Source organism: Priestia sp. FSL W8-0001 (genome assembly GCF_038050335.1).
Classification (GTDB): domain Bacteria; phylum Bacillota; class Bacilli; order Bacillales; family Bacillaceae_H; genus Priestia; species Priestia flexa.
This window is the reverse complement of record NZ_JBBPAL010000001.1, coordinates 2,225,522-2,251,864: the sequence shown is the minus strand read 5'-3', so window position 1 is coordinate 2,251,864 and position 26,343 is coordinate 2,225,522. Positions and strand designations below refer to the sequence as shown.

At 38.2% G+C, this 26,343-nt stretch carries 29 protein-coding genes and 1 pseudogene; 25 read left to right on the top strand and 5 right to left on the bottom strand.

The annotated features are described in order from the left end of the window. Positions 1-56 precede the first annotated feature (56 nt). Positions 57-560, top strand: coding sequence for a GrpB family protein (locus tag MKZ18_RS12010; protein WP_076512374.1), 504 nt, complete (start codon positions 57-59; stop codon positions 558-560). 75 nt (positions 561-635) lie between these two features. After that, positions 636-1,580, top strand: coding sequence for an alpha/beta hydrolase (locus MKZ18_RS12005; protein WP_025910253.1), 945 nt, complete (start codon positions 636-638; stop codon positions 1,578-1,580). A 38-nt stretch (positions 1,581-1,618) separates the two neighbouring features. On the opposite strand, the gene MKZ18_RS12000 is transcribed toward MKZ18_RS12005, so the two are convergent. Beyond that, a complete protein-coding gene (locus tag MKZ18_RS12000) occupies positions 1,619-1,786 on the bottom strand; it encodes a YflJ family protein (RefSeq protein WP_076512373.1) in 168 nt (55 codons plus the stop codon). 395 nt (positions 1,787-2,181) lie between these two features. Between MKZ18_RS12000 and MKZ18_RS11995 the strand changes: the two are divergent. Together MKZ18_RS11995 and MKZ18_RS11990 are read left to right on the top strand one after the other, a co-directional pair. Beyond that, positions 2,182-2,370 (top strand): annotated as a pseudogene (locus tag MKZ18_RS11995) (copper amine oxidase); the annotation flags it as partial. A gap of 469 nt (positions 2,371-2,839) precedes the next feature. Continuing rightward, positions 2,840-3,748, top strand: coding sequence for a hypothetical protein (locus MKZ18_RS11990; RefSeq protein WP_076512371.1), 909 nt, complete (start codon positions 2,840-2,842; stop codon positions 3,746-3,748). 1 nt (position 3,749) lies between these two features. On the opposite strand, the gene MKZ18_RS11985 is transcribed toward MKZ18_RS11990, so the two are convergent. The 3 genes from MKZ18_RS11985 to MKZ18_RS11975 all read right to left on the bottom strand — a co-directional run bounded on the left by MKZ18_RS11985 (position 3,750) and on the right by MKZ18_RS11975 (position 5,764). After that, the gene (locus MKZ18_RS11985) at positions 3,750-4,040 is read right to left on the bottom strand and encodes a hypothetical protein (protein WP_025910259.1); all 291 of its coding nucleotides are present in this window, start codon (positions 4,038-4,040) and stop codon (positions 3,750-3,752) included. 158 nt (positions 4,041-4,198) lie between these two features. Next, the gene (locus MKZ18_RS11980) at positions 4,199-4,690 is read right to left on the bottom strand and encodes a GNAT family N-acetyltransferase (RefSeq protein WP_100347909.1); all 492 of its coding nucleotides are present in this window, start codon (positions 4,688-4,690) and stop codon (positions 4,199-4,201) included. 45 nt (positions 4,691-4,735) lie between these two features. After that, positions 4,736-5,764: an IS1595 family transposase gene (locus tag MKZ18_RS11975; protein ID WP_025909947.1), complete on the bottom strand. Its 1,029-nt coding sequence runs from the start codon at positions 5,762-5,764 to the stop codon at positions 4,736-4,738. A 215-nt stretch (positions 5,765-5,979) separates the two neighbouring features. Between MKZ18_RS11975 and MKZ18_RS11970 the strand changes: the two genes are divergently transcribed. Beyond that, positions 5,980-6,474: a GyrI-like domain-containing protein gene (locus tag MKZ18_RS11970; protein ID WP_061784859.1), complete on the top strand. Its 495-nt coding sequence runs from the start codon at positions 5,980-5,982 to the stop codon at positions 6,472-6,474. Positions 6,475-6,503: 29 nt separating this feature from the next. Next, positions 6,504-6,797 carry a hypothetical protein gene (locus MKZ18_RS11965; RefSeq protein ID WP_025910263.1) on the top strand — a complete coding sequence of 98 codons (294 nt, stop codon included), beginning with the start codon at positions 6,504-6,506 and terminating at the stop codon, positions 6,795-6,797. Between the two features lie 325 nt (positions 6,798-7,122). Here MKZ18_RS11965 and MKZ18_RS11960 read toward each other — a convergent pair whose 3' ends face one another. After that, positions 7,123-8,328, bottom strand: coding sequence for a DUF418 domain-containing protein (locus MKZ18_RS11960; protein WP_144593800.1), 1,206 nt, complete (start codon positions 8,326-8,328; stop codon positions 7,123-7,125). A 205-nt stretch (positions 8,329-8,533) separates the two neighbouring features. Between MKZ18_RS11960 and MKZ18_RS11955 the strand changes: the two genes are divergently transcribed. The 19 genes from MKZ18_RS11955 (at position 8,534) to MKZ18_RS11865 (ending at position 26,224) form a co-directional block, all read left to right on the top strand. Next, entirely contained in the window at positions 8,534-9,430 is an 897-nt protein-coding gene (locus MKZ18_RS11955; RefSeq protein WP_025910265.1) for an NAD-dependent epimerase/dehydratase family protein, read from the top strand. Between the two features lie 106 nt (positions 9,431-9,536). Next, the gene (locus MKZ18_RS11950) at positions 9,537-9,986 is read left to right on the top strand and encodes an OsmC family protein (RefSeq protein WP_025910267.1); all 450 of its coding nucleotides are present in this window, start codon (positions 9,537-9,539) and stop codon (positions 9,984-9,986) included. 450 nt (positions 9,987-10,436) lie between these two features. Continuing rightward, the gene (gene sucA, locus MKZ18_RS11945) at positions 10,437-13,295 is read left to right on the top strand and encodes a 2-oxoglutarate dehydrogenase E1 component (RefSeq protein ID WP_138116882.1); all 2,859 of its coding nucleotides are present in this window, start codon (positions 10,437-10,439) and stop codon (positions 13,293-13,295) included. A 16-nt stretch (positions 13,296-13,311) separates the two neighbouring features. Next, positions 13,312-14,592 carry a 2-oxoglutarate dehydrogenase complex dihydrolipoyllysine-residue succinyltransferase gene (gene odhB / locus MKZ18_RS11940; protein WP_025910269.1) on the top strand — a complete coding sequence of 427 codons (1,281 nt, stop codon included), beginning with the start codon at positions 13,312-13,314 and terminating at the stop codon, positions 14,590-14,592. A 236-nt stretch (positions 14,593-14,828) separates the two neighbouring features. Next, positions 14,829-15,599, top strand: a complete 771-nt coding sequence (locus MKZ18_RS11935) for an alpha/beta hydrolase (protein WP_035320890.1) — start codon at positions 14,829-14,831, stop codon at positions 15,597-15,599. A 47-nt stretch (positions 15,600-15,646) separates the two neighbouring features. Continuing rightward, positions 15,647-15,847 (top strand): DUF6501 family protein, encoded by a 201-nt coding sequence (locus MKZ18_RS11930; protein ID WP_025910272.1) that lies wholly within the window; start codon positions 15,647-15,649, stop codon positions 15,845-15,847. Positions 15,848-16,076: 229 nt separating this feature from the next. Continuing rightward, positions 16,077-16,259 carry a hypothetical protein gene (locus tag MKZ18_RS11925; protein WP_025910273.1) on the top strand — a complete coding sequence of 61 codons (183 nt, stop codon included), beginning with the start codon at positions 16,077-16,079 and terminating at the stop codon, positions 16,257-16,259. A 222-nt stretch (positions 16,260-16,481) separates the two neighbouring features. After that, entirely contained in the window at positions 16,482-16,952 is a 471-nt protein-coding gene (yiaA, locus tag MKZ18_RS11920; protein WP_025910274.1) for an inner membrane protein YiaA, read from the top strand. Between the two features lie 133 nt (positions 16,953-17,085). Next, positions 17,086-17,466, top strand: a complete 381-nt coding sequence (locus MKZ18_RS11915; RefSeq protein WP_061785883.1) for a DUF4181 domain-containing protein — start codon at positions 17,086-17,088, stop codon at positions 17,464-17,466. 146 nt (positions 17,467-17,612) lie between these two features. Continuing rightward, the gene (locus MKZ18_RS11910) at positions 17,613-18,854 is read left to right on the top strand and encodes a dicarboxylate/amino acid:cation symporter (RefSeq protein ID WP_061785882.1); all 1,242 of its coding nucleotides are present in this window, start codon (positions 17,613-17,615) and stop codon (positions 18,852-18,854) included. Positions 18,855-18,981: 127 nt separating this feature from the next. Then, positions 18,982-19,323, top strand: coding sequence for a DUF1033 family protein (locus MKZ18_RS11905; protein WP_025910277.1), 342 nt, complete (start codon positions 18,982-18,984; stop codon positions 19,321-19,323). Positions 19,324-19,385: 62 nt separating this feature from the next. Next, positions 19,386-20,033, top strand: a complete 648-nt coding sequence (locus tag MKZ18_RS11900; RefSeq protein WP_061785881.1) for a VC0807 family protein — start codon at positions 19,386-19,388, stop codon at positions 20,031-20,033. Between the two features lie 131 nt (positions 20,034-20,164). Continuing rightward, complete coding sequence (locus MKZ18_RS11895; RefSeq protein WP_061785880.1) at positions 20,165-20,431, top strand: hypothetical protein; 267 nt, start codon at positions 20,165-20,167, stop codon at positions 20,429-20,431. A gap of 118 nt (positions 20,432-20,549) precedes the next feature. Beyond that, positions 20,550-21,497 carry a sugar-binding transcriptional regulator gene (locus tag MKZ18_RS11890; protein WP_061785879.1) on the top strand — a complete coding sequence of 316 codons (948 nt, stop codon included), beginning with the start codon at positions 20,550-20,552 and terminating at the stop codon, positions 21,495-21,497. Positions 21,498-21,618: 121 nt separating this feature from the next. Beyond that, a complete protein-coding gene (locus tag MKZ18_RS11885) occupies positions 21,619-22,920 on the top strand; it encodes a pyrimidine-nucleoside phosphorylase (RefSeq protein ID WP_061785878.1) in 1,302 nt (433 codons plus the stop codon). 113 nt (positions 22,921-23,033) lie between these two features. After that, positions 23,034-23,708 (top strand): deoxyribose-phosphate aldolase, encoded by a 675-nt coding sequence (gene deoC, locus MKZ18_RS11880; protein WP_025910284.1) that lies wholly within the window; start codon positions 23,034-23,036, stop codon positions 23,706-23,708. Positions 23,709-23,796: 88 nt separating this feature from the next. Then, on the top strand, positions 23,797-24,198 hold the full coding sequence (locus tag MKZ18_RS11875) for a cytidine deaminase (protein WP_061785877.1): 402 nt from the start codon (positions 23,797-23,799) through the stop codon (positions 24,196-24,198). A 99-nt stretch (positions 24,199-24,297) separates the two neighbouring features. Further along, positions 24,298-25,479: a NupC/NupG family nucleoside CNT transporter gene (locus tag MKZ18_RS11870; protein ID WP_025910286.1), complete on the top strand. Its 1,182-nt coding sequence runs from the start codon at positions 24,298-24,300 to the stop codon at positions 25,477-25,479. Between the two features lie 133 nt (positions 25,480-25,612). Further along, positions 25,613-26,224, top strand: coding sequence for an AmiS/UreI family transporter (locus MKZ18_RS11865; protein WP_061785876.1), 612 nt, complete (start codon positions 25,613-25,615; stop codon positions 26,222-26,224). The last annotated feature ends 119 nt before the right edge of the window (positions 26,225-26,343 follow it).

Sequence of the window (26,343 nt, the reverse complement as noted above, 5' to 3'; positions counted from 1 at the left end):
AAAAATCCTTTTGTATAGTACGCTATACAAAAGGGTTTTTTAAGAGGAGGCTCGTCATGAGGGAAATAAAGGTAGTGCCGTACAAAACAGAATGGCAAAATCAATATGAAATAGAAAAACGATTATTAGAAGCGATTTTTGGTGCCGAAATTCTTAGTATTCATCATATCGGCAGCACGTCCGTACCTGGCTTAGCAGCAAAGCCGATAATTGATATTTTAGTTGAAGTTAAACAAATTTCGTTGATTCATACATATAATAATGAAATGGTAAAGATGGGCTATGAGTGTAAAGGAGAAAATGGAATAGAAGGAAGACGGTATTTTCAAAAAGGAGGAGAAGATAGAACTCATCATGTTCACATGTATGAACAAGACCATTCCGAAGTGGGTAGACATTTGCGATTTAGAGATTACTTAAGGAAACACCCGGATGAGGCATGGGAGTATGCATGTTTAAAACAAGAGCTAGCTAAAAAGTATCAATACAGTCCAGCAGAATACGTAGAAGGAAAAACTTCTTTTATACAAATGATTGATCAGAAAGCGCTTAGAAAGTAAAGGACTTTATCTTTTATATCAAAACAAAATCGTGTACAATAACCTTTGTTAGTAAAAGTGAAGGAGAGTGCCCGCTTGAAGCCCGTTATTAAACAAACTCAGGTTTCGAACAGCCGAAGAAAAAAAATGATGTGGATTGGAAGTTTTTCATTAATTTTGCTAGTGATTGTACTATGTATAGCAATTTCAATTTATGTAGGTCTTAGCTTGACCAAAAAAGAGCGACAGCCTGTAACAGAAAATCCAAGTACGTATGGTTTAACATATCGCGATGAAGCATTTACAAGTAGAGATGGAGAAACGGAGCTTAAAGGGTGGATGATGGAGCCACAAAGTTCTCCGAAAGCTACTATTATTATGTCTCATGGCTACGGAGGAAATCGTCATGATTTAAATGGAGGCTTTCTTCCTTTGAGTAAAAGTTTAATAGAAGCTGGATATCGAGTGGTGACCTTCGATTTTCGAAATGCTGGAGAATCACAAGGAGATCAAACGACAATTGGTGTAAAAGAACAGCTGGATTTACTGGGAGTCATTGATCGAGTGAAGGAAGAAACAGATGAGCCCATTGTTCTATACGGAATTTCAATGGGAGCAGCAACATCACTGTTAGCAGCTGGTCAAGAAGAAGCTGTCCAGGCAGTCATTGCGGACAGTCCGTTTAGTGATTTAAAAACTTATCTCGAGGATAATCTATCAGTATGGTCAAAGCTTCCAGACTTTCCGTTTACGCCACTTACGCTAGCAACGGTTCCGTATATTGCTGATTTAAATCCTGAAGATGCAAGTCCAATACAAGCAGTTGAAGAAATTTATCCTCGTCCTATCTTATTTATCCACAGTAACGGAGATACGGCTATTCCGTATACAGAAAGTCAAAAGATGGTCAAAACACACCCCGATGAATTTGAGCTTTGGGTGCCTAAAGATGTACCGCATGTAAAAGGGTATAGTGAATATCCTACTGAATATGTGAAAAGGGTGACGGAGTTTTTGGATCAATCTTTATCCCTTCAATAACAGCCTTTGAGTGAAAGCTCAAAGGCTGTTATTTTTGTTTATTCAGATGATAAAGGAGCTTGAATTGTGCCATCTTCTACGAGCTCAAGATAGAGATTACGAAGGATATACGTTTTGAAAACCTCAAGCTTTCTTCCCTCAATCTTTGTCACGTTTACTGCTTTTAGTTCTTTAATAAACCAGCCTTTAGAATAAAGATGAGCCATATAAGTTCCCTCCGTAATTAGAATAGAAATGCTTTTATTATCTATGCTGCAGAGTGCTTGAACTATGTGATGAGAAACCGAAAAAGTTTTTTTGAGAAAAAGTGATCCAAGCACAAGAATTGTCCGTTTATCTAGTAAGAACAACTTATTTAAAAAAATTTAAAAGAAGGTGATCCAAACTGATAATGAATTCGTTAGGTAAGTAACGAACGCACTTAGAATAAAAAATTCAAAAGAGTGTGATCCAAATTTAAACTTCATTCGTTAGGCAAGTAACGAAGATAGGTCACAGTCAAAAAAGAAAAAAATTTTTAGGAAAAAGTGATCTAAGAATAAAAAAATTTCGTTACGAAAATGTAGAAGAAAAAAACAAAACTAGAGGAGAGTGTTTTTAAATGAAAATCAGCAAAAAATTAATAGCCCCAGTACTAGGTGCATCACTTCTTGTTCCCACGATGGTAAGCGCAGCAGAACCGGCACAAATGCAGCCGACAGTTGTGACACCAGCAGCAGATTTACGTTCCACTCTTGATCAGCTATTGTCTGAACATTTCGTTTTAGCAGTAACTGCAATGACGAAAGCTTAAATCTATCCGAACTATTGAAGGTTACCTCCTTTAATAAGTCGATTAAACCATCATCTTTTATGGTAATAAATCCAACGATATACGTTTGGATAGTGGCGACGAACGTAACATCTTGTTCTAAGCGATTTATCCAGCCTGCTTGACCTGACCAGATATCAAGCTGCTCAGTTGAATAGTGCTCGCGGTTAATCGTTTTAATCGTTTGTTGAAACAAATCTAATGAAATATCTGCATCAGCTTATTAAGCGAGTTGAGTCGCTAGAAGCAGCGAAAATGAAAGAAGATAAAGTAAACGAAAATCTTTGAGAAGCGTATTGGAAATCCTGAACGCTTTTTTAATGGGCATTTCTTGGTTTTATTATCTTATTTTTCGGAATAAAAAAAGTTTTTTAGGGAATTGATAAAAATATGAAACTTTTTCTAATTTGTTACGTTTAATAAGGTAGTAGAAAAAGGGGGGATGAACGTGGCACCAACGAAAACAACGTATCTAAGAGATTTATGCTTAATGTATCAAGAGGCAAGTTTTTATGCAACATCCATTCCACGTTCATGCGAAAAAGCGGCCGTAAAATATTTTCAAATGAAAAAGCAAGAAAAGGTAATTGCATACTTAGATACGTCTTTAATCGGATTTTATGGTAAGAGAGGATTTTACTTAACGACCGACGGACTTTATTGGAAGTGTTGGCGTAAAAAGAAAGGATCGATAAGCTGGAATGAGTTTCAACAGCTTACATCTATCTCCCTCAGAGGAGAACAAATTATCTGCTTCAATGATAAAGAGATTTTTCACCTAAATGAAAATGCATATTCTGCTAAGAAGTTAGTAGACTTATTGCAAAAAATTCAGCAGCTATTGTGTCACCATTCACACGAATTTATGTGCAGAGAACATACATATCCATCAATTTCGTTAGAAGAATTAACATCGATTTGCGCATCTTTTCAAGAGAATAACCCGCTACTAAAAGCAGAGCAAGTGTTGGCAACAACAGATCAGTTAGGCATAGAAATGACCAAGGAAATTAAAAACCGCTTACCCGTAGCCAAAACAAATCACATTGTTGCGCATTTAAGTACATATCCCCATCAAAAAACCGAAGGAATTACGATATGTGCAGAGGGAATTTATTTTTCAAAGTCGTTTACAACGCTCTACTATCCATGGAACCTCTTTCGATATGTTCCAATATCAGTAGGGGCTGAGGAGCTTCGAGTGGCCAATAAGTACTCGTTATCATTAAATCATGCGTTTATGTCAAGTGGTGAAGTGATGTCATTCTTAAAACAAATTAAGCGCCATATTCACAAAACCTATGAAAAAGACAATACGAGAAAAATTGATAAACAAACGTTAAGTCTATTTGTATAAGCTAGCAATTAGCCATGTGAAGGAAAATTTCTTTAATTGAAGCTGGCAGATGAAGGTTACAATATAGTTCATAGATTGAATCGGCGTTATGGTCATATGAAGCCCAATATTTCTTTTCCTTTTTCAGGTAAATAGAAAAAGAAATAACTTGCTGTTTGGTTTGACTTGTTTTTAAGGAGATATGAATAACCGGGTTAGTAATCGTATATTCAGTATAAAGCTCTTCTGGAAAATGCTCTATAGCAGTGAGCTCACTATGCTTAATAATGTTCGCTAGTTCAATAAGTTTCATCAGTTCACCCCTATCGATTTACTCGTTTGTATCCTATACCTATTGAAGAAACTTTAAAAATAGACTCTTTTTTTATGGCTCTGTTAAAATTTAATGTTGATAAATGCATAAAAGTTAAAGGAAACCCTATAAATACAGTTTCCTCTACTCTTGTTCAACTAACTCGAAACTTTTTTGATGGAGTAAATTGCTTGTTCAGCTCCAAATCTGGTAATCGTTTGCTCTAAATTCATACCTATTCTTTCTAAGAGTTTACAAGAGGACTTATTTGCAGTTTGAGTTTCAGCAATTACTTTTGATAATTTTAATTCATTTAGAGCATAGTTAATTAACAATTGAACAACTTCTGTCGCATAACCTTTTCCCCACCATTTCGGTAAAAACTGATATGAAAGTTCAAGGTGAACTTTTTCGTGGTGAGGGTCAAGAGACACTAACCCTATGAAATTATCTGTGTGCTTTTCTCTAACAACCCAATAAAAAGAGTCATTGCCTGAATTGAGCATATCTGCAAATACTTCTTTAATGGAGTTATCTGAACGTATTCCACCAAGAAATTTCCTAACTTCATCATTTCCATATAAATTTTTTACATCAGTATAATCAGGTGCTTCAATGGTATTAATTAAACATCTTTCTGTCTCAAACAACTAAACTCCCCCCTAAAATACCATTCTTATTTCGTTGAATAATAGCTACACAATGAATTTTGACAGTCGTAAACTGTCATATGTTTCAGTCATTTCAAATACGAATGACGTTAAAAGGAATTCCTTAATATGCTGATTGGTGCTTTCGTTACTACGACTATCAACAAATAAGAACCAAGCCAGATAATTATCAAGATATTTCGTAGCCACGCCTTTAAATCGGTCTATCCATCGTTTTAAGCGAGAATGTAGACCGTTGACATTTTGGATGTGATACAAGCCCTTAATAACGTGCTTTCCACCATCTGACTTAATTCTGTAATGTTCTAAACCTTTTTCTTTTGCATAGGTTTTGTATGCACGCCAAGCATCGGTTACAATCACGTTCTCGTTGGATAGTTTAGAACCAATCAAGGCATCAACTTTCGGTTTTACAATACGCCCCATACAAGCGACTTTAGAGACGGTGGCTTTTGTTCGGTCTCTGGCAACAAGAACACAAACCTGTTCGTGGCTAATCCCTCTGTGCTTGGATTTACCGCCACGTTTACGTGGTTTACGGTCAGCAATGCCACGTTGCCCCTTTTGAGAGTATAGGAAATAAGTCTCGTCAATTTCAACGATACCTTCAAATTGCTCAAAGTCCATTTGTTTTAGGGCATTTAAGAGTTTGTGTCTCCAATAAAAAAGTGTAACCCAAGTAACCCCTACGATTTCAGCCGATTTTCGCAGGGAATATCCTTTAAACATACAATCTACAAATGTAATCCATTCATTGCCTTTGCGAGTACGGAACAAAACAGTGTTTGTTGTGTCGGTAAAAGTTTTATTGCAACACTTACAGCGATAGCGTTGGCGACCATTATACTTTCCGAAACGAACAACGTGTTCCGATGAACAGTGTGGACACTCAAATCCTTCCTTGAAGCGAGTTTCTCTCATTTCATTAATTAACCGACCACCAGCAGAGGAAGAAGGGTCAACATAGCGTTTAACCCATTGATAGACCTGTTCCTTTTGGGTATGCGGTAATTTGTCAATATACTTTAACAAGTTGCCAAACGCTTTGCCCACCTTTACAACCTCCCCCGAATGCTTGTTCTTATATTTATAATATCAAGATTTCGGGGAGTTATCAAATATCAACATTTACCTTTAACAGAGCCTTTTTTATAAGAAGAGTGAATTTGACTAGTTGACGTTTTGTCTGAATACAAATAAAATTCATATAAAGAAGTAATTCCCTCATTTAGAGATTAAAAGAGTTTGGAAGTGACAGGGGGGTCGTCATGTTGGCGAATGTAGTGGTAGACCAGCGGAAGGTTTATATTGATGAGCTAACCGTAGTTGGGGTTCCAATTCGTACAACGGATCGGGCAGAAGAAAAAGGAACGGGGACAATTCCAGCCCATTGGGACATGTTTTACAAGCAACAAATGGCAAATAAAATTGCTAATAAGGTAACTGGAAAGATGTTTGCGTTATATACAGATTATGAAGCGTCGAATCCGATTGAATTTACGTTTGCACTTGGATATGAGGTCACACCAGGTGGAGAGTTAAGAGAAGAAATGCGAGAGTTTACTATTCCTGCTGGTGAATATATGGTGTTTACAACTGCTATCGGTCCGGCGAAGAAAGTAGTTTTAGATGCTTGGTCGTATATATGGGAGTGGTCGAATAGAAACGAGCGAGCGTTCGTTTTGGATTTTGAGCTATATGATGAGCGCTGCATTGACCCTAATTTCAGTCAGGTTGATATTTATGTCTCGATAAAATCGTAGTCGTTTTAAATGTCTAAAGGAGTAAAGTTGTGATTAGCAATGATTTATTACAAGCGTTAAAGGATGGGTATAAACAAAGAATTAAATGGGTATTTGCCGTTCAGCTTACTTTGTTTTTAGTTGTTGCTACTTTGCTTATTATCAGCTTCATAACAAAGTTTACCGTAAGTCAGCTTAGCTTTATTTTAGCCTGTGTAAGTGCAAGCTCATTTCTTTCTGCAATCGAACATATTATTTTAAAACGAGAGAAGTGGCAGTGGACATTTGAATTCATTCTTTCACTTTTCTTTTTAGGCCTTGCTTTGTTTTTCTTTCTTCATTAATAAAAAGAGGCTGAGACATAAGTAGTTCAGCCTCTACTATACCTGACCGATTGAGAGTTCATAACTTTTAATCGGTCAGGTTTTTTGTTGATTGGGAAAAACCAGTTTGGAAACAGGGTGGAATGGAGCGTAGGACACTCGACTCCTGCGAGAAAGAGAGGGAAAACGGAGATCCCGCAGCGCAGCGAGGAGCTCAGGTTCCTCCCCGCGGAAAGCGAGTGGCCGTAGCGCAATGGAACGAACGTGTTCAGACGAACCAAAGAGATGGGAACAGCTAGTGTTCGTCTTTTAGAAGCAATCATTGTGTTATGTCCGACCCTCTTTTTTAGCTTGCTTTTGATTGGCGTCTAAGAGGAGAAATATGTCCATAAGTGAACGTACGCCATAGCCATTCCATAGGGCCAAACTGAAACGAGTTAAACCACGCTTTGCTCCATGCTGCTTGAGCAATAAAGATCACGATGGCAATTGCTGTACCCAAGCTCAAACTAACGTGATTGTATAAGTTGAAAATGTTAAATAAAGTAAAACAGATAACGGTTTGCGCCAAATAATTAGTTAAAGCCATGCGACCGACAAATTGAAGCCAGCTAAGTCGCTTTTTCCAAGCATCTAACTGCAGTAATCGAGTTAAAGTAGCCATATAGAAAAAGCAAAGAGAAAATCCACTTAGGTTTTTAAAGAGATCAGTAGCAGCCGATTTGTACACACCGACATCCCATAGGCCTTGCAGTAATAAAAATAAGCATATAACAAAAGGGATGCTTAGGGTACCGGTTACTATCTGCACCTTTTTAATAAAAGGAGCGTAAGCAGAACCTTCAAAAATCCCTTTTTTCCCAGCATATAAGCCGAACAAAAAGAACGCAAACACGGGTATTAGCGTAAATGGAATATTAATCAAAATTGGAATGACCTCAACTTTTATTCGGTAAGAAAGCCATTCTAGGTAAGGAGCGCTTTCATACATATAAATGTATGTGGGCAGCACATCATCTGCATTTCCTAGTCCAAGTTCGTCCATCATATCAACTGGAATGAAAAAAGTCATGGATAGAAGAGCTAAATAAATAGCTAACAGACTGAAAGCCCATTTAATGAGAGTTTTAGGCATGCGGTTATAAAAAGCTACTAATAAAAAGCCTCCAACTGCGTAAAGGTGTAGAATGTCTCCAAACCATAAAAAAATTAAATGAAGCAACCCAATGATTAATAGAATAGAAGCTCTTCTAAAAAATAAGCTTTTCATCCGTAATCCCTTTGCTTCAGCTCGCTTCATAAACAAATAGAAACCTACTCCAAATAAAAATGAAAAAATGGTAAAAAATTTAACTTGAACAAAAAGCTGCAGAAATGCATATACAACTGCGTCTAGGCCTTCATAGGGTACGTCTACACTGTATAGCTGATTGATGAAATTAGGTGAATGAAAAGCGGGCATATTGACGAGCAAAATGCCAAATAGCGCAAAACCTCGAATGACATCTAACATAATGATTCGCTCACTTGGTTTAATCGGTGAACCTTTCAATCATGATTCAACTCCTTTTCAATTAATAATGTAGCGCAAAAGTCTACGGTTTTACATAACAATATGGCTATCTTATCATGAACAAATAAAAAAAATGACAAAATATCCATTGAAAATGATAAAAAAGTTTCACAACTAAAAAGTGCGCAACTATGGATAATAATGGTATGATAAGAAAGAAGATATTATGAAAGGTGGAGAAAAGATGAAAACAGCACTTGTTTTAGGCGGTACACGTTTTTTTGGCACGAATCTCGTTGAAGAATTGCTCGCGAAAAAAGTACAGGTTACCATTGCAAACCGTGGACAGCGTGAAGATTCGTTTGGTGATCGAGTAGAGCGAATTAAGTTGGATCGCGTTGAGAAACAATCCATTATAGAAGCAACACGCGGGCGCAAGTGGGATGTGGTTTTTGATCAAATTTGCTATTCATCTCATGGCGCTTTAGTAGCTGTAGACGCTTTTCGAGATAGTACAAACCACTATGTACTAACATCTACCTTATCTGTATATGGCTCTTCAAAAGAACATTTTCACGAAGAAGATTTTGATCCATATACGTACCCAATATCGTATGCTAGAAAAGAAAATATCTCTTATCAAGAAGGAAAGCGACAAGCTGAAGCCGTACTCTTTCAAAAAGCACCTTTTTCAGTAACTGCTGTACGCATTCCGATTGTATTAGGTGATAATGATTATACGAATCGTCTTCGCTTTCATATTGATAAGGTGATGCATCAAGAAGAAATAGGTTTTCCTGATATTGATGCACAGCTCAATTTTATTTCACGAGAAGAAGCCGGAGCGTTTTTAGCATGGTGCGGAGAGCAAAAGCTAAAAGGACCGATTAATGCATGCTCTAACGGCGTCATTTCGCTAAAAGAGTTAATGAGTTTAATAGAAACTGAAACAAACCAGCAGGCGAAAATTACGAAAAGAGTAACGGATGAGAACGCGTCACCTTATGGGCTAGATCATTCGTGGACCATGAGCAATGAAAAGGCTAGTTTTTGGGGATATGAATTCTCTGATGTGCGCCAATGGCTGCCGCCTTTAATTAAGAAAAAAGTAGCTGAAGCAAAAATTGTTCCGTTATATTAAGAAAAGACTGCGGGTTCGTAGTCTTTTTTTTGATAAGCAAAATGATGTTAACATACCAACAGTGGCGTTATACTAGAAGTAATTATAATGAAGGAAGTGGGACAAAGTGGCGAAGCATCATTTTCATTTAAACGCAAATTGGCCAGGAGGACGCAATGAAGTAGGCGAAATTCATTCTGGTCAGTTAAAAACACAAATCTCAATCCCACCAGAAATGGATGGACCTGGAATCGGTACAAATCCTGATGAAATGCTGCTTGGAGCAGCTGCAACATGCTATATTATTACGCTTGCTGCAATGCTTGAAAGAAGCGGTATTTCGCAAGCAGCTCTTACAATGGATTCAGAAGCAGTCGTGGACGTCACCAAAGGTGTGTTTACCTATGAAAAAATCATTCACCGTCCACATGTTGTGTTAGATTCAAAGGATATGGAGAAAAAAAGTCGCGTGCAGCGCCTCATGGAAAAAGCGGAGACCTCCTGCATGATTTCACGAGCAATTCAAGGGAACGTAAAAATTGAATTAGAAGGTACGATAGAAGAAAAAGAAGCTTAATTCAATGTAAGCTTCTTTTTTTCGTTTGACGAGCAAAACTATGACTGAAAGAAATGAGAGTTATAGCGTCTAGTTATTATATCTGAAATTTAATTTTAGGCAATTAATTTGTATGGATAGTTGTGTGATAACCAATCATTAAGACTTGTTTTGATAAGTAATTCACTTTACTTATAAAGCGCTTTCAAAAAGTCGTAAGACTATTAAAAAAGTAAAAAAAATTAAAGAAATATAGCGATTTCATTTTGATTGACAGGCTTAACAGTGGTAAAATAGAGACAGATATCAAATACAAGTACTGGAAGAACATCCAGCTTGTAAAGATGTCTGACCATAAGGCAATCAGTATTTTGAAAATGCGAAATCAATCACTTTTAGTACTTTAATTCTAGTAAGACATTAAAAGTTGAATAAAGATTTCACTTATTATAACTCGTTGGGGGTTTTTAAATGGGTAACGAAACGTCAAACAGAGGTGAGCCTTGGAAAGGGTTTTTGGGCCCAAACTATGGCTATGTATTAGAACAGTATGAGTTATATGAAGAAAAGTCGGATTTAGTAGATCCAGAACTAAAAGAACTATTTGATTATTGGGGTGCACCGCCATTGCTTGATAGCAGCTATGCTGAAGCGGGAGATACACAGCCTGTTCCAGCAGCTAATACGGCTAAGATTGCCGCTGCCATTAAGCTAGCAGAAAATATTCGTGCATACGGTCATTTATATGCATCAATCAAACCGTTAGAAAGCGGTAAGAAAGATCCTGTGCTTCTACATCTAGAAGACTATGGATTATCAAAGGAAGATCTAAAAGCAGTACCGGTTGAAATTCTTTGCGCAAATGCGCCTGCACATGTAAAGGATGGTCTGGCTGCAATTGAGTATTTAACCGATGTATACACGAAGACAATGGCGTTTGAATTCCATCATGTACATAACATGGAGGAGAATAAGTGGCTTACTGAAATGGTGGAGTCAGGAGCAATTTTTCAACCTCTTTCTGATGAAAAGCGTATTTCAGTATTAAAGCGTCTAACGGAAGTAGAAGGATTTGAGCAATTTCTACATCGTACATTTGTCGGACAAAAACGATTCTCAATTGAAGGCGTAGATATGCTTATTCCATTAATTGATGAGCTAGTTGCACGCTCTGTCGAAAAAAGTCCGAAAACAGTTAATATTGGAATGGCGCACCGCGGACGTCTAAATGTGTTAGCACACGTACTAGGCAAGCCGTATGAAATGATTTTTGCTGAGTTCCAACATTCACCGAATAAAGAGCTTGTACCATCTGAGGGTTCAATCGGCATTAACTATGGTTGGACAGGAGACGTAAAATATCACTTAGGTGCAGATAAGCAAATTAAAGCTGAAAACACAGTTCGAGCTCGTTTGACATTGGCAAGTAACCCGAGTCATTTGGAATTCGTTAATCCAGTTGTGGAAGGGTTTACAAGAGCTGCTCAGGACGATCGCCAAACAAACGGTTATCCAAAGCAAGACATCACGAAATCTTTTGCGATTCTAATTCACGGTGACGCAGCGTTTCCAGGTGAAGGAATTGTTCAAGAAACGCTAAACTTAAATCAGCTTTCTGGGTACCAAACGGGTGGAACTATTCATATTATCGCTAACAATATGATTGGATTTACAACGGAAAGCGTAGACTCTCGTTCAACGAAATACGCGAGCGATCTAGCAAAAGGATTCGAAATTCCGATTGTCCATGTAAACGCAGACGATCCAGAAGCATGTCTGGCAGCGGCTTACTTTGCATATGAGTATCGTCGCCGCTTTAATAAAGACTTTTTAATTGATCTGATTGGATATCGTCGATTTGGCCACAATGAAATGGATGAGCCATTTGTAACGCAGCCGAAGATGTATGAAATTATTACAAAGCGTCCAACGGTTCGTGCGCTTTATGCTGAACAATTGGAGAAAGCACAAGTGGTTACTAAAGAACAAGTGAATGAAATCAGTGAGCAACTTCAAAAGAAATTGCAGACTGCTTATGATAAAGTACCACTAAAAGCAGAAAAGCGTCATCAAATTATGGAAATGCCAAAAGCAGTATTTAATGGTATTCCAACTTTAGATACGTCTGTGCCAAAAGAAGAGCTTTTAGAAATTAACCGAGAACTTGTGACGTATCCAGAAGATTTTAAGGTATTTCCAAAGTTAGACCGTATTTTGTCAAAACGTGCGAAAGCGTTTGAAGAAAATGGTAAAGCAGACTGGTCACTAGGTGAAGCATTTGCATTTGCAAGCATTTTACGTGACGGTACGCCAATTCGTATCACAGGACAAGACTCAGAACGTGGAACATTCGCTCATCGTCACCTTGTATTGCATGACTATGAGACAGGGGATGTATACTCACCACTGCACACAATGAAGAACGTAAGCGCTTCCTTTGATATTCGTAACAGTCCTCTTTCTGAAGGGTCAGTGTTAGGATTTGATTACGGATATAATGTGTTTGCACCAGAAACACTTGTGATTTGGGAAGCTCAGTTCGGAGACTTTGCAAATGCTGGTCAGGTTATCATTGATCAATTCATTTCAGCAGGTCGCGCGAAGTGGGGACAAAAATCAGGTATGGTTCTCTTACTTCCACACGGACATGAAGGCCAAGGGCCAGAACATTCAAGCGCAAGATTAGAACGTTTCTTACAGCTAGCTGCTGAAAATAACTGGACGGTGGCAAACGTAACGAGCGCGGCGCAATATTTCCACTTATTACGTCGTCAAGCGGCTGTTTTGAAAAAAGAAGAGGTGCGTCCACTTGTTGTAATGGCACCAAAAAGCTTGCTTCGAAGTGCGTTTAGCGTATCAAATATGGAAGAGTTCACAAACGGTTCTTTCCGCTTAGTTGTCGAACAACCAAACTTAGGTGAAAAAACAGAAGAAGTTGAGCGTATCGTTTTATGCAGCGGTAAAATTAGCGGAGATTTAACAGATCGCATCCAAAAATCTGATAAGTCGCTAGATTGGTTACATGTACTACGCCTTGAGCAGATCTATCCATTCCCAAGACGAGTTGTAGCTGATTTATTTGCTAAATATCCAAACTTAAAAGAAATTGCGTGGATGCAAGAAGAGCCTGAGAATATGGGTGCATGGAATTATGTTGAGTCTAAGCTTCGCGAAGTAGCACCTGAAGGCGTGAGCGTTGATTACATTGGACGCAGAAGACGTTCAAGCCCAGCAGAAGGAGACCCAATCACTCATAGACAAGAGCAAGAGCGTATATTACAAGAAGCATTAACGAAAACACAAATCGCTAATGATGTAGTGACACGATAAGGAAGGGGAATGAACAATGGGAGAAATTAAAGTACCGGAATTAGCAGAATCAATTTCAGAGGGAACAGTAGCACAGTGGCTTAAGCAGGTAGGAGACTTTGTTGAAAAAGGCGACTATATCGTTGAATTAGAAACTGACAAAGTAAACGTTGAGATTACAGCGGAAGATTCAGGCGTACTAACGGAGCTTCTAGCAGGTGAAGGAGATACGGTTCAAGTGGGGGAAACAATTGCTCGCTTAGCAGCCGATGGTCAAGCGCCAGCGCCAAAAGCAGAAGTGAAGGAAGAAGTAAAAGTGGAAGAGCCTGTTCAACAAAAAGAAGCAAAAGAAGAGGTAGCACCTGCGGCAGAAGCGAAGGAAGAGGTTCCGCAAAAGCAGTGGTTAATTGCATCTCCAGCTGCGCGTAAAGCTGCAAGAGAGCGAGGCATTAAGCTTGACGAAGTGCCAACGGCAGATCCGTTAGGCCGCGTTCGCAAGCATGATATCGATTCATTTGCTAGCCAAAAAACAGCAGAGCAAAAAGCTGATGCAAAAGCTCAAAGTGCTCGTCAATCTAAGCCGGTACCTTCTCCAACAGTAAGTGAGAACAGTGATAAACCAGTTGAACGTGTACGCATGTCACGCCGTCGTCAAACGATTGCAAATCGCTTAGTTGAAGTACAGCAAACGGCTGCGATGTTAACAACATTTAACGAAGTTGATATGACAGCTGTTATGGAACTTCGTAAGCGTCGTAAAGACAAATTCTTTGAACAGCATGATGTAAAACTTGGCTTTATGTCATTCTTTACAAAAGCCGTTGTAGCAGCGCTGAAAAAGTATCCATTATTAAATGCTGAAATTCAAGGCAACGAGCTTGTTATTAAAAAGTTCTATGATATCGGTATTGCCGTATCTGCGCCGGATGGGCTTGTTGTACCAGTTGTTCGTGATGCAGACCGCAAAACGTTTGCAGGTATTGAAGGAAGTATCCTTGAGCTTGGGAAAAAAGCGCGTGACAATAAGCTAGCTCTAGGTGACCTGCAGGGAGGAACATTTACGATTACAAACGGTGGAGTATTCGGTTCATTAATGTCAACGCCAATCTTAAATGGTCCACAAGTAGGGATTCTAGGAATGCACAAAATACAGACTCGTCCAGTTGCAATTGACGAAGACCGTATTGAAAACCGTCCAATGATGTATATTGCCTTATCTTATGATCACCGCATTGTTGATGGAAAAGAAGCCGTTGGTTTCCTAGTAACAGTGAAAGAACTGTTAGAAGATCCAGAAACATTATTATTAGAAGGTTAATGAAAAACGAGGCTGGGACATAAGTATTTTAGTCAATGATCTATCCGAACTATTGAGAGTTAACGACTCTTTTATAGTTCGGATTTTTTGTTGATAATGAAGCGCTAGAGACATACTCTGATGTTTTTTTGACAATTCTGTAAAAAATAAAAACCCAGTTGACTTATAGGAATTATAGGTGTATTATATAAATAATCAATCTTGTCAGAAAATTTGAGCGTAAAGGGTGAAGAATAATGGAACGTTATGATGTTATTCAAGGAGCGGAAGCTTTTTATCATAAAGGGAATGAAGTTGGTATTTTAGTCTCTCACGGATTTATGGGAACGCCACAAAGCATGGAACATATCGGCCAAGGCTTGGCAGCTAAAGGCTATACGGTTTATGGAATTCGTCTAACGGGCCATGGAACTCACTATCGAGATATTGAACAGGCAACCTATGAAAATTGGAAAGCAGACTTTTTAGAAGGCTATCGCTTTTTAAAAGAAAGATGTGAGCACGTCTTCATCCTAGGGCAATCGATGGGCGGAACGTTAACCTTTCATACCGCAAGTCAAGGATTAGACCTGTCCGGCGTAATTGCTATTAACCCAGCAATGAATTCAATTCCTTCAATGGAAGCTTACAGAAATGCACATACACTTCGCTATGTAAAAGAAGATAAGCCGGATATCAAAGATCCTAACGTACATGAAATTACGTATGATAAGGTACCCGTTCGTTCAATGCGCGAGCTATTATCTTTAATGGATGAAGCGGAGGAACGCTTATCTTACGTAACGTGCCCAGCGCTAGTTTTAACATCCACAGTCGATCATGTTGTACCACCAAGCAACTCAGCTTATATTCTGGAGCATATTCGTTCAAAAACAGCTCATCAAGTTATGCTTCCTAATTCGTATCATGTAGCGTCCATGGACTATGATAAAGACCAAATTATTCAACATACGGCACGTTTTGTTAAAGCGACAGTTGCGAAAAAAAAAGCAGTTGGGGTAAAATGAACGAAGGGCAAAGTTAACGTCCAATCGTTCAAAAGGAGAGACCAAATATGATTCATTTAGAGTGGAATGATCGTCCAACCATCAAACAAGTAAAATGTGTACATACGAATGCGAAAAAGTACATGGTAGAAAACGTGCTAACAGCAGGAAAAGTATACGATGTAAAAAATGAAACGGAAGAGTTTTACTTTGTAGTCGACAACACAGGTCAAGTTGGTGGCTTTTACAAAGAATATTTTGAAGCGTAAGATGAAAACCACTGCGGATGCGGTGGTTTTTTTATGAGTGTGTGTCAACGCATCTAAGTATCTAAAAAAACTATATTCTAAATAATAAACATAAAGTAAAACCAGCAGCTAAGAACAAGTGTATGCTGTAGGTAGCTACTCCGAGAGAAAATAAAGAAGGCGTCTTTTATTCTTAAATTAATATTGGTATGATATAGAAGCAATCTCAAATGAAATCGGAGTGTTTAAGGTGGAAGAAAAAGAAGGTTTATATGCCAATATTGATCTGGACAAAGTATATGAATACAAAGATCTCCCTGATAAAGTTGCGGGTCGCTGCGACAACTGCGAGAGCGTTCATTTTAAAAGTAGTGTAGGAGAAGGGAAATTTTTGCGAGAATGCGTTAGCTGTGGCATGAAAAAGAATATTTAAGCGTTAAAAGCGTCGTACGTAGAAAAGAGATGGCTCATGAAGCTGTTTCTTTTTTTTGTATAAAAAACAGAAGTGTATTTATTTATTTATTTTGAGCATAAAGTCTTATTAAAAGATGACAAAAACACCTATTAATTTAACCTATTTTCTATATAATGGTATAAGTGAACGTACAATCGCGTATTTGTTTAGATTAAGAGAGAAGAGGAGGCGAAAACCTAAATGGCGAATGAGCATGAACTATTTCCAGAGAAGCGAAACCAAGATGAGCCAAAGGTTAAGGTAGAACGAAAAGAAGGAGAGCCAACTTCAGCTTTTAAAGGAGCATCTTGGGGAGCGCTACTGATTGGAGTTGTAGCTTACTTGGTTGGATTATTTAACGCAACGATGGAGCTAAATGAAAAAGGCTACTATTTTGCTGTTTTAGTATTTGGACTTTATTCAGCGGTATCTCTTCAAAAAGCCGTTCGAGACAAAGAGGAAGATATCCCTGTTACAGGTATTTATTATGGAATTAGCTGGTTTGCACTTATTGTATCGATTTCATTAATGGTTATTGGTTTATATAACGCAGGGAGTATTACGCTAAGCGAAAAAGGCTTCTACGGCATGTCATTTGTGTTGAGCTTGTTTGCAGTAGTGACAATTCAAAAAAATATTCGAGATACGCAACGAGCAAAAGAGCGAGATTAATAGCTCTTTTGCGTACATAGAACCCTCTACTTTTTATTTTGAAAGTGGAGGGTTTTTTATGCAAATAATTACATTTAACCCTTTAATTATGATATTACCTTAATATACTATAGCTTGCTAAAGGGGAATTTAAATGAGTTATGAGGGTTTAATAGGTGTCATTCTTCTTTTTATACTTTACTTTTCAACTAGCCATTACTATTTGAAAAAGAGGTTAAATATTCAAGAAAAGCGTGTAAGTCTGTTTTCCAAAGATAGAAAGAGGCTGTATAGGGTGATTGAAGGTATCATAGTAGTATTGTTCATTTATTTTCTTGGTGTTGTCACGTTTTCAGAGAGAAGCGATGAGTTTCCCATCTGGATTCGAGCACTGCCAGTGTGTGGCTTTTTTATTTTAGTAGATACTTTGCGAGGAATTGAGCATTGGATGACTGATAAAGAGTCAAAGAGCTATGTTTATGAATTCCTTGGAGTAGTATTTATGCTAGCACTGCTTGTTATCATATCTTTATAATTATTTGGAAAAGTCGGAAGTATACAATTTGTTAAAAGGGGCTAAAGCTGGATTGACCAATTTTAAAACTATAGTAAAATCAAAAAAGTGACAGCGCGCATGCTGTCGCTTTTTTTGTGAGCGTTTTAATTAGAAGGAGGATGTTTATGTACACGTTAAAACCATATCGCTTTCCGCTCATTTTACTAGCATCTATTTTTGCTGGTGGAGCAGTAGGGTTTTTTGCTGGAGAGAAAGCAGAAGTGTTAAAGCCACTAGGGGACATTTATTTAAACTTAATGTTTATGGTTGTTGTGCCGCTCGTGTTTTTTAGCATTGCAGCAGCCGTATCAAACACTGCGAATATGAATCGCTTTGGAAAAATCATTGGCTCAATGTTTGGCGTTTTTATTTTGACTGGCATTATTTCATCTTTATTAATGCTTTTTGCAGTTAAGGCATTTTTATCAGTTGATGCGTCACCAATTACAATTGAAAAGCCAGATCAGGTAGAAAATATTAATATTGCCGATCAGTTTGTACAAGCATTTACAACGTCTGACTTTGTGGATTTACTGTCTCGTGAACATATGCTTGCACTTATTGTTTTTGCCGTACTTTTAGGATTATCAGCAACGCTAATTGGTGAAGCTGGAAAGCCGTTTGTGAAAGTACTACAATCAGGTTCACAGGTGTTTATGAAAATGGTAACGCTTGTGATGTACGTGGCACCAATTGGGTTATTTGCTTACTTCGCGTCGTTAGTTGGTGTATTTGGTCCTGATTTATTAGGAACGTATGCAAAAGCAGTAGCCGTATATTACCCGGTAGCTCTTTTATACTTCTTTGTTGGCTTTACGCTTTATGCCTTTTTAGCAGGAGGAAAAGAAGGGATCGTTCGTTTTTGGAAAAATATCTTAACGCCAGCGGTTACGGCTTTAGGGACAGGGAGCAGCGTAGCCAGCGTGCCTGTTAACCTAGAGGCAGCTAAACAAACGGGCGTTCCAAAAGATGTGCGAGAAACGGTCATTCCAATTGGAGCAACCGTACATATGGACGGGTCTTGCTTGGCTGCAATCTTAAAAATTTCATTTGCCTTTACGCTATTCGATATGGATTTCAGCGGCATCGATACGTTTGTGAAAGCCGTTGTTGTTGCTATTTTATGTGGTGTTGTCATTGCGGGTCTACCGAGCGGAGGCGCAGTTGGTGAGATGTTGATTTTAACGATGTTTGGCTTGCCAATTGAAGCACTTCCGGTTATGGCCGCGCTAGGCATGATTGTCGATCCACCTGCAACAATGGTGAACGTAACGGGAGATAACGTATCTTCTATGCTTGTGTCACGCATTGTAGAAGGTAAAGGTTGGCTGAAAAAACAAATAGATACAAAGCGAATCGCTTCGTAGCAAACGTGAAAGCGCATCAGCTCAAAGATAGCTGGTGCGCTTTTAGCGTATTACTTGATTCGAGGGTGTTTTTCTTGAATAATAAAAGAGTAAGCATCCTGTAAGACGAAGTAAGGAGCGAAGTATTATGAATGAAAAATGGAAAGTCCATAAAATTAAAACTGACTGTGAACCGTGGCTTTTTCTAGATGGTTGGGAAAAAGACATTATTGAAACGATTGAATTCGACCATAAAAAAGAAGCGCTTGAGCATTATACAAGGCTTATTCATGAACATCAAGCGAGTTATCGCCACGTTCATATGAAAAAGCTATCTCTTTTTACCTTTTGGAATGACTGTGAGAAAGAGTTTTGTGAAGCGTGTGATGATGATCTTCAAATTTTCCACGGCGTCTTGTTTATGAAAGGTGAAGACGTATATGATCTAAATGAAAACGAGGAAGGCTTTTCGTTTCTGCAAATGAAATAACCTTTTCTTCTACATCATTTTCCCATATAATTACACTAACAATAGTGGAAAAGGAGGGCGCTATGAACAATTCAAAACGAGTATGGTTTGACTTGCTTTTTTACATTGCAATCCCGTACCTTATCTGGAATCAGGGAAAAGATCTTATCGGTGATTATTACGCCATTTTATTATCGACAGCCCCTGCATTCTTCTATACCATCTATACGTTTATTAAAGAGCGTCAATTTAACGTAACGGGACTGTTTCTTGTTATTACCTTGCTTGCGCGAACAATTGTAGATTTATTGTCGGGTAATGCAGAAACCATGCTGGTTAATCAGGTTTATTTTATGATTGGACTAGCTATTTTTACGTTTATAACGATTTTAGTGAAGTGTCCAATTGGGCTATATTTCTTTGTTGATACGGCCTATTTAATGGGATATAAGCGTGAAGATTCAAAAAAGCTATTCTTTGAGCAAGATCTCTTTAAAATGATGAACTGGTTAACCGTTTTATTTGCGGGGCGCTATGTGTTTTTAGCCATTGTAAAATACGTTCTTATTCAAAAGTACGGTGTTGAAGGGTATGGCAACATGATTGTCTTTCGCCAAGCAGTGACGTGGGCGTTCTCAATTTTGATCGCCATCTATACGTACTTTATTTATAAAAAGATTCAAGAGAAAACAGGAATCGATAATCCGGTGAATCCAAATATGAATGAATAACAAAAGCGCTTCCTAACATAGGAGCGCTTTTGTTACAAATACGTGAACAGTACATCAAACGTTGACACCTGCTCGCGAAAAAATAGTAAAATAAGTTGTCATAGAACTTGGATAAAGGGTAGGTGTGCAATTTGAAACTGTTAGTATGTAAAAGACAGCCGTATATAGCATTAGAAATGATCATGGTATTTTTTACAGCCATTTTTTTGGTTTTAGCTTTTTTTGATTATCGTCAAACATTCTTTTTATTTTTTACACTCGGAATCGTGTTTGCTATCCGAGGCTTTGAAATGCAAGAAGGAGAGAAGAAGTCTCAGGGAACAAAGTGGCTCCTTGCGGGGGTTGCTCTTATTATGTTGAATATTGTGTTGTTTGTCGTATATGCCGTCAACCGCTAAGCCTTTCTTCGATTAGAAGAGGGGTTTTTGAAAAAATGTTCAGGTAGTATTATAAAAATGTTCATTGTTTGGTAAGATAGAAAAATGAAAACGCTATACTGACGTAAAGGAGATGCTTATGGAAAGCGACAAGTTAACGAAAGCAATCGAAGCAGCAAAGATGTATTATCTGTTTGACTATAATCAAAATGAAATTGCTAAAAAGCTTGGAGTTTCAAGGCCAACTGTTTCACGCTTACTGCAACAAGCTAAATCTGAAGGCATTGTACAAATTAAAATTATCGATTCTACCATCGATGTGAAAGAGCTATCAGCTCAGCTAGAACAAACGTTTAAACTAAAAAAAGCAATTGTCGCATCTATACCTCATGAAGATCGAAACCTTGTAAAGGAAGGTTTAGGAGAAGCAGCAGCAGATTACCTTGATAAAATTGTAAAAGATGGAGATATTATTGGCGTAACGTGGGGAACAACGCTTTATCATGTAGGGATGAAGCTCAAAAATAAGCGTGTAAAAGATGTGAAAGTTGTACAGTTAAAAGGTGGAGTTAGCCATTCTGAAACCAACACGTATGCTTCTGAAATACTGCATCTGTTTGGAAATGCTTATAGCACCGTTCCTCTTTATTTACCGCTTCCGGCTATTGTTGATCATGTTGTAGTAAAGCAGGCAATGGAAGCTGATCGTCATATAAAAGGAATATTAGAACTTGGCAAAAAAGCAAATATTGCGATCTTTACGACGGGTCCTATTAAAACAGATTCTTTGCTGTTTCAGCTAGGTTATTTCACAGAAGAGGATTTAAAACAGCTAGATCCGCACGCAGTCGGTGATATTTGTTCGCGATTTTTCGATGAAAATGGGTGTATTTGCAACCCGAGCTTAAATGAACGCACGCTTGGTTTAGATTTAGAAGAACTTAAGCAAAAGGAACATTCGATCCTCGTAGCGGGAGGGGCGCACAAGGTGGAAGGTATTTACGGTGCGATAAAAGGCGGGTATGTTAATACACTAGTCACAGACCCATTTACAGCTCAGCAGCTGCTTGAAAAAGTGACATCATAAAAAACGTTGAACAAATGTCAAGATAAATATTTACATTTGTTCAATGTTGAGATATAGTGAAGATGTAAGTTATTGAAAGCGTTATAATTTTGAAAAGAAAGCGCATGGGGAGGCCATATCAATGAGAGTTGTAGATCTAATTGAAAAAAAGCGAAATGGCTTAGAATTAACAAAAAGTGAAATTGACTTTATTATTACTGAATATACAAATGGTAACTTGCCTGACTATCAGATGTCCGCACTAGCAATGGCAATTTATTTCCAGGATATGACGCAGGAAGAGCGCGTTCATTTAACGACAGCGATGGTAAACTCAGGTGATCAAATTGACTTAAGTGAAATTGAAGGCATTAAAGTAGATAAGCACAGTACAGGTGGAGTAGGAGATACAACAACGTTAGTACTTGGACCACTTGTTGCAGCGGTAGGCGTACCGGTCGCTAAGATGTCAGGTCGCGGCCTTGGTCATACGGGTGGAACAATCGATAAGCTAGAAGCTGTCCCAGGATTCCACGTTGAAATTACGAACGACGAATTTATTCGTCTAGTAAACACAAACAAACTAGCGGTTATTGGACAAAGCGGTGACTTAACGCCAGCAGATAAAAGTTTATACGCACTACGTGACGTAACGGCAACAGTTGATTCAATTCCACTGATTGCAAGCTCAATTATGAGTAAGAAGATTGCAGCGGGTGCAGACGCAATTTGTTTAGATGTTAAAACTGGAAACGGTGCGTTTATGAAAGACTTAAAAGATGCAGAAGCATTAGCACAAGCAATGGTTGAAATCGGAAAAGGTGTTGGACGAAACACAAAAGCTATCATTTCTGATATGAGTCAACCGCTTGGATTTGCGGTTGGAAACGCGCTAGAAGTGAAAGAAGCAATCGATACGTTAAAAGGTGAAGGGCCGGAAGATTTAACAGAATTATGCTTGACGTTAGGTAGCCATATGGTTATGCTTGCAAAGAAAGCAAGCAGCCTTGAAGAGGCGCGTGCGCTATTAATAGAAGTGATCGATAACGGACAAGCACTTGCAACATTTAAAACATTCCTTGAAGCACAGGGTGGAGATACATCCGTAGTAGATGATCCATCACAGCTTCCGGATGCTTCTTATAAAATTTCGGTTCCAGCAAAAGCAGATGGCTATGTATCAGAAATTGTTGCTGAGCAAATCGGCGTAGCAGCAATGAAACTTGGTGCAGGTCGCGCAACAAAAGAATCAGTGATTGATTTAGCTGTTGGTGTAGTACTGCACAAAAAAGTAGGAGATGCTGTTAAGAAGGGCGATACGCTTGTAACAATTCATAGTAACTCTGAAAACGTGGATGAAGTAATGAACGTTATTTACGATTCTTATACAATTGTATCTGAACAGGTAGATGCACCAACGCTCATCTACAAAGAAATTCATTAATTCTAGTGCGCCTAAAGGCCACGATGGTTCAACTAGGTATTCAGTGGAAGAGAAATAGAGCTTCTACAGGTTAAAATTTTACTTTATAAGAGGATTGAAAGGAAGAATTAAACATGAGCAACGAAATTACAAAAATGATTGACCACACTTTATTAAAAGCTAACGCAACAGAAGAGCAAATTACAGTACTTGCACAGGAAGCAAAAGAATATTCATTTGCATCTGTATGTGTGAATCCAACGTGGGTTAAAAAAGCTGCTGAGTTATTACGCGATGCACAAGAAGTAAAAGTATGTACGGTAATTGGTTTTCCACTAGGGGCAAGCACACCAGAAGTAAAAGCATTCGAAACAACAAATGCAATTGAAAACGGTGCAGACGAAGTTGATATGGTCATTAACATCGGTGCGTTAAAAGACAAAAATTACGATTTAGTAGAGCGTGATATTAAAGCAGTTGTTGACGCTGCAAAAGGTAAAGCATTAGTGAAAGTAATCATTGAAGCATGTCTATTAACAGACGAAGAAAAAGTAAAAGCTTGTGAACTATCTGTTAAAGCAGGTGCGGACTTTGTTAAAACATCTACTGGCTTCTCAACAGGTGGCGCAACGGTTGAAGATGTTGCGTTAATGAGAAAAACAGTTGGACCAGACTTTGGCGTAAAAGCATCTGGTGGCGTACGAGGATTAGAAGACGCTAAAGCGATGATTGAAGCAGGTGCTACGCGTATCGGTGCAAGCTCTGGTGTTTCAATTGCTAAAGGCGAAATTAGCAACAGCTCATACTAATTCGATTAGAATCTGAAGAGAATGTCTAGCGGGTTAGCTCATACACTGAGCTAACCTGCTTTAAACCATGAAAAAGGATGATGAATGAATGGAGCCGAAAAAATTAATTGATGAAGCAATTGTTGCAAGTAAACAAGCATATGTTCAATATTCAAATTTTCATGTAGGTGCAGCTCTTTTAACAAAGGAAGGAAAACTATATCACGGATGTAATATCGAGAACGCTTCCTATGGTTTAACAAACTGCGCAGAGCGCACGGCGATTTTTAAAGCTGTTTCAGAAGGTGAAAAAGAGTTTCAAGCAATCGCAGTTGTTGGGGATACAGAGGGACCAATTTCTCCATGTGGAGCTTGTCGTCAAGTTTTAGCTGAGTTCTTTTCACCAGGCACAGTCGTGATTTTAGCTAATTTAAAAGGCGATCACGTTGTGACAAACATTAATGAGTTGTTACCAGGGTTCTTTTCATCAAAAGATTTACACAAAACGTAAAGAATTGTTTTGAAAAAAACGCTCTCGGCAGCAGCTGTTTAAGGCCTATAAGGATAGGATTTAAATGGGAATTTATACAACTAGTGGGGAGTCTATTACATGCAATACTTAATTGGAATACTAGGGTTATTAATTGTGTTTGGTTTAGCATTTTTAGCAAGTAACAATAAAAAAGGCATTAAGTATAAGCCAATCCTTATTATGATTGTGCTTCAACTGCTGCTTTCAATGCTTCTATTAAACACAAAGTTTGGTTTTATCATCATTGATGCAATTGCAACAACGTTTAATAAATTATTGGAATATGCTGCTGAAGGAATTGAATTTGTATTTGGGGGCTTAGCGAACGACGGAACAGCTCCATTTTTCTTAACGGTTTTGCTTCCAATCGTATTTATCTCTGTATTAATTGGGATTCTACAGCACTTTAAGATTTTGCCTTTCATCATGAAGGGTATTGGTCTTCTTTTAAGCAAAATTAACGGAATGGGAAGACTTGAATCTTATAACGCAGTAGCTTCTGCTATTGTAGGTCAATCAGAAGTATTTATCACAGTAAAGAAACAGCTGGATAAACTACCTCCAAACCGTCTATATACATTATGTGCGTCTGCAATGTCAACGGTTTCAATGTCAATTGTTGGTGCGTACATGACAATGATTGAGCCAAAGTACGTAGTAACAGCAATCGTTATTAACTTATTTGGTGGTTTCATCATTGCGTCGATTATTAATCCGTATACAGTAACGACAGATGAAGATATTTTAGAAGTGCAAGATGAAGAAAAACAAACGTTCTTTGAAATGATTGGCGAATATATCATGGATGGATTTAAAGTAGCCATCATTGTAGGGGCAATGCTTATTGGATTCGTTGCGCTAATCGCAGCCATTAACAACGTATTTGAAATGATTCTTGGAATTTCATTCCAAGAAATTCTTGGCTATGTATTTGCACCATTTGCCTTCATTATGGGTATTCCAGGTTCAGAAGTGGTAGCTGCTGGTGGAATTATGGCAACAAAGCTTGTAACGAATGAGTTTGTGGCGATGATGAGCTTAGCGGATATGTCTGGACAGTTTAGTGAGCGTACGCTAGGAATTGTTTCTGTATTCTTAGTGTCATTCGCAAACTTCTCTTCAATTGGTATTATTTCTGGAGCTGTTAAAGGCTTAAGTGAAAAACAAGGAAACACAGTGGCTCGCTTTGGTTTACGCTTATTGTACGGTGCAACGTTAGTAAGTGTGTTATCAGCGATTATTGTAAGCTTTATTTTATAAAACAAATGAAGAAGGAAAAGCATTTCTGCTGCGGGCAGGATTGCTTTTTTCTTTTGTGGGAAGATAAGAATCATACAGTACTTCGAGCACATATAAAGGAGGTAGTAAAGAGTCTAGTATTCTTTACGACAACATGGACAGCATTGGATTATTACTATCAGGAGCAGCGCTGTTTTTAAACGGGCTGATGCTTTTAGGAAAAGCAAACGATAAAAACGTCGGGGTGTTTAACCTATTTGTCGGCGTCTTTCAAATGATTGCGCCGTTTTATTTAATTATTGTTTCAGATCAAACAAACTGGGTGCTTTACGAAAAAGCCGCTATTTTCTTATTTGGCTTAACGTATTTGTATGTTGGTGTAACCGTTATCAAAGGAATGGAAGGAACAGGCCTTGGCTATTATTCGCTTTGGGTATCGATTTTAGCTCTTGTTTATATGACCATCGCTTTTACAAGATATGGTGACGTTGTAAACGGCTTAACGTGGTTGCTGTGGGCATTTCTTTGGTTTCTATTTTACTTTATCAACACGCAGGAGCGGGATATTACAGAATATGTGGGAAAAGTCGCCGTTGTCCAGTCGTGGATTACGCTTACCATCCCGGCACTCTTTAACTTAACAGGCGTATGGGGAGCAGAAGGTCTTTACTACATGTGGATTGCTGTGCTGTCAGCTGCCATTTTATACTTTATCTACCTAGGTTATAAGTTATTCTTTAATGAGCGACGCGTGCTGATGAAATAAAAAAGAGACTGAGACATAAGTAATTCAGTTCTTACTATACCTGAACGATTGAGAGTTCATAACTTTTAATCGTTCAGGTTTTTTGGTTGATTGTGAAAACAATGTTGGAAACAGGGTGG

Coding starts and splice junctions, on each gene's coding strand:
- MKZ18_RS12010 (WP_076512374.1), top strand. CDS start 57: ATGAGGGAAATAAAGGTAGTGCCGTACAAAACAGAATGGCAAAATCAA.
- MKZ18_RS12000 (WP_076512373.1), bottom strand. CDS start 1,786: ATGGCTCATCTTTATTCTAAAGGCTGGTTTATTAAAGAACTAAAAGCA.
- MKZ18_RS11985 (WP_025910259.1), bottom strand. CDS start 4,040: ATGAAACTTATTGAACTAGCGAACATTATTAAGCATAGTGAGCTCACT.
- MKZ18_RS11970 (WP_061784859.1), top strand. CDS start 5,980: ATGTTGGCGAATGTAGTGGTAGACCAGCGGAAGGTTTATATTGATGAG.
- MKZ18_RS11955 (WP_025910265.1), top strand. CDS start 8,534: ATGAAAACAGCACTTGTTTTAGGCGGTACACGTTTTTTTGGCACGAAT.
- sucA (WP_138116882.1), top strand. CDS start 10,437: ATGGGTAACGAAACGTCAAACAGAGGTGAGCCTTGGAAAGGGTTTTTG.
- odhB (WP_025910269.1), top strand. CDS start 13,312: ATGGGAGAAATTAAAGTACCGGAATTAGCAGAATCAATTTCAGAGGGA.
- MKZ18_RS11935 (WP_035320890.1), top strand. CDS start 14,829: ATGGAACGTTATGATGTTATTCAAGGAGCGGAAGCTTTTTATCATAAA.
- MKZ18_RS11930 (WP_025910272.1), top strand. CDS start 15,647: ATGATTCATTTAGAGTGGAATGATCGTCCAACCATCAAACAAGTAAAA.
- yiaA (WP_025910274.1), top strand. CDS start 16,482: ATGGCGAATGAGCATGAACTATTTCCAGAGAAGCGAAACCAAGATGAG.
- MKZ18_RS11915 (WP_061785883.1), top strand. CDS start 17,086: ATGAGTTATGAGGGTTTAATAGGTGTCATTCTTCTTTTTATACTTTAC.
- MKZ18_RS11910 (WP_061785882.1), top strand. CDS start 17,613: ATGTACACGTTAAAACCATATCGCTTTCCGCTCATTTTACTAGCATCT.
- MKZ18_RS11905 (WP_025910277.1), top strand. CDS start 18,982: ATGAATGAAAAATGGAAAGTCCATAAAATTAAAACTGACTGTGAACCG.
- MKZ18_RS11900 (WP_061785881.1), top strand. CDS start 19,386: ATGAACAATTCAAAACGAGTATGGTTTGACTTGCTTTTTTACATTGCA.
- MKZ18_RS11890 (WP_061785879.1), top strand. CDS start 20,550: ATGGAAAGCGACAAGTTAACGAAAGCAATCGAAGCAGCAAAGATGTAT.
- MKZ18_RS11885 (WP_061785878.1), top strand. CDS start 21,619: ATGAGAGTTGTAGATCTAATTGAAAAAAAGCGAAATGGCTTAGAATTA.
- deoC (WP_025910284.1), top strand. CDS start 23,034: ATGAGCAACGAAATTACAAAAATGATTGACCACACTTTATTAAAAGCT.
- MKZ18_RS11875 (WP_061785877.1), top strand. CDS start 23,797: ATGGAGCCGAAAAAATTAATTGATGAAGCAATTGTTGCAAGTAAACAA.
- MKZ18_RS11870 (WP_025910286.1), top strand. CDS start 24,298: ATGCAATACTTAATTGGAATACTAGGGTTATTAATTGTGTTTGGTTTA.
- MKZ18_RS11865 (WP_061785876.1), top strand. CDS start 25,613: ATGGACAGCATTGGATTATTACTATCAGGAGCAGCGCTGTTTTTAAAC.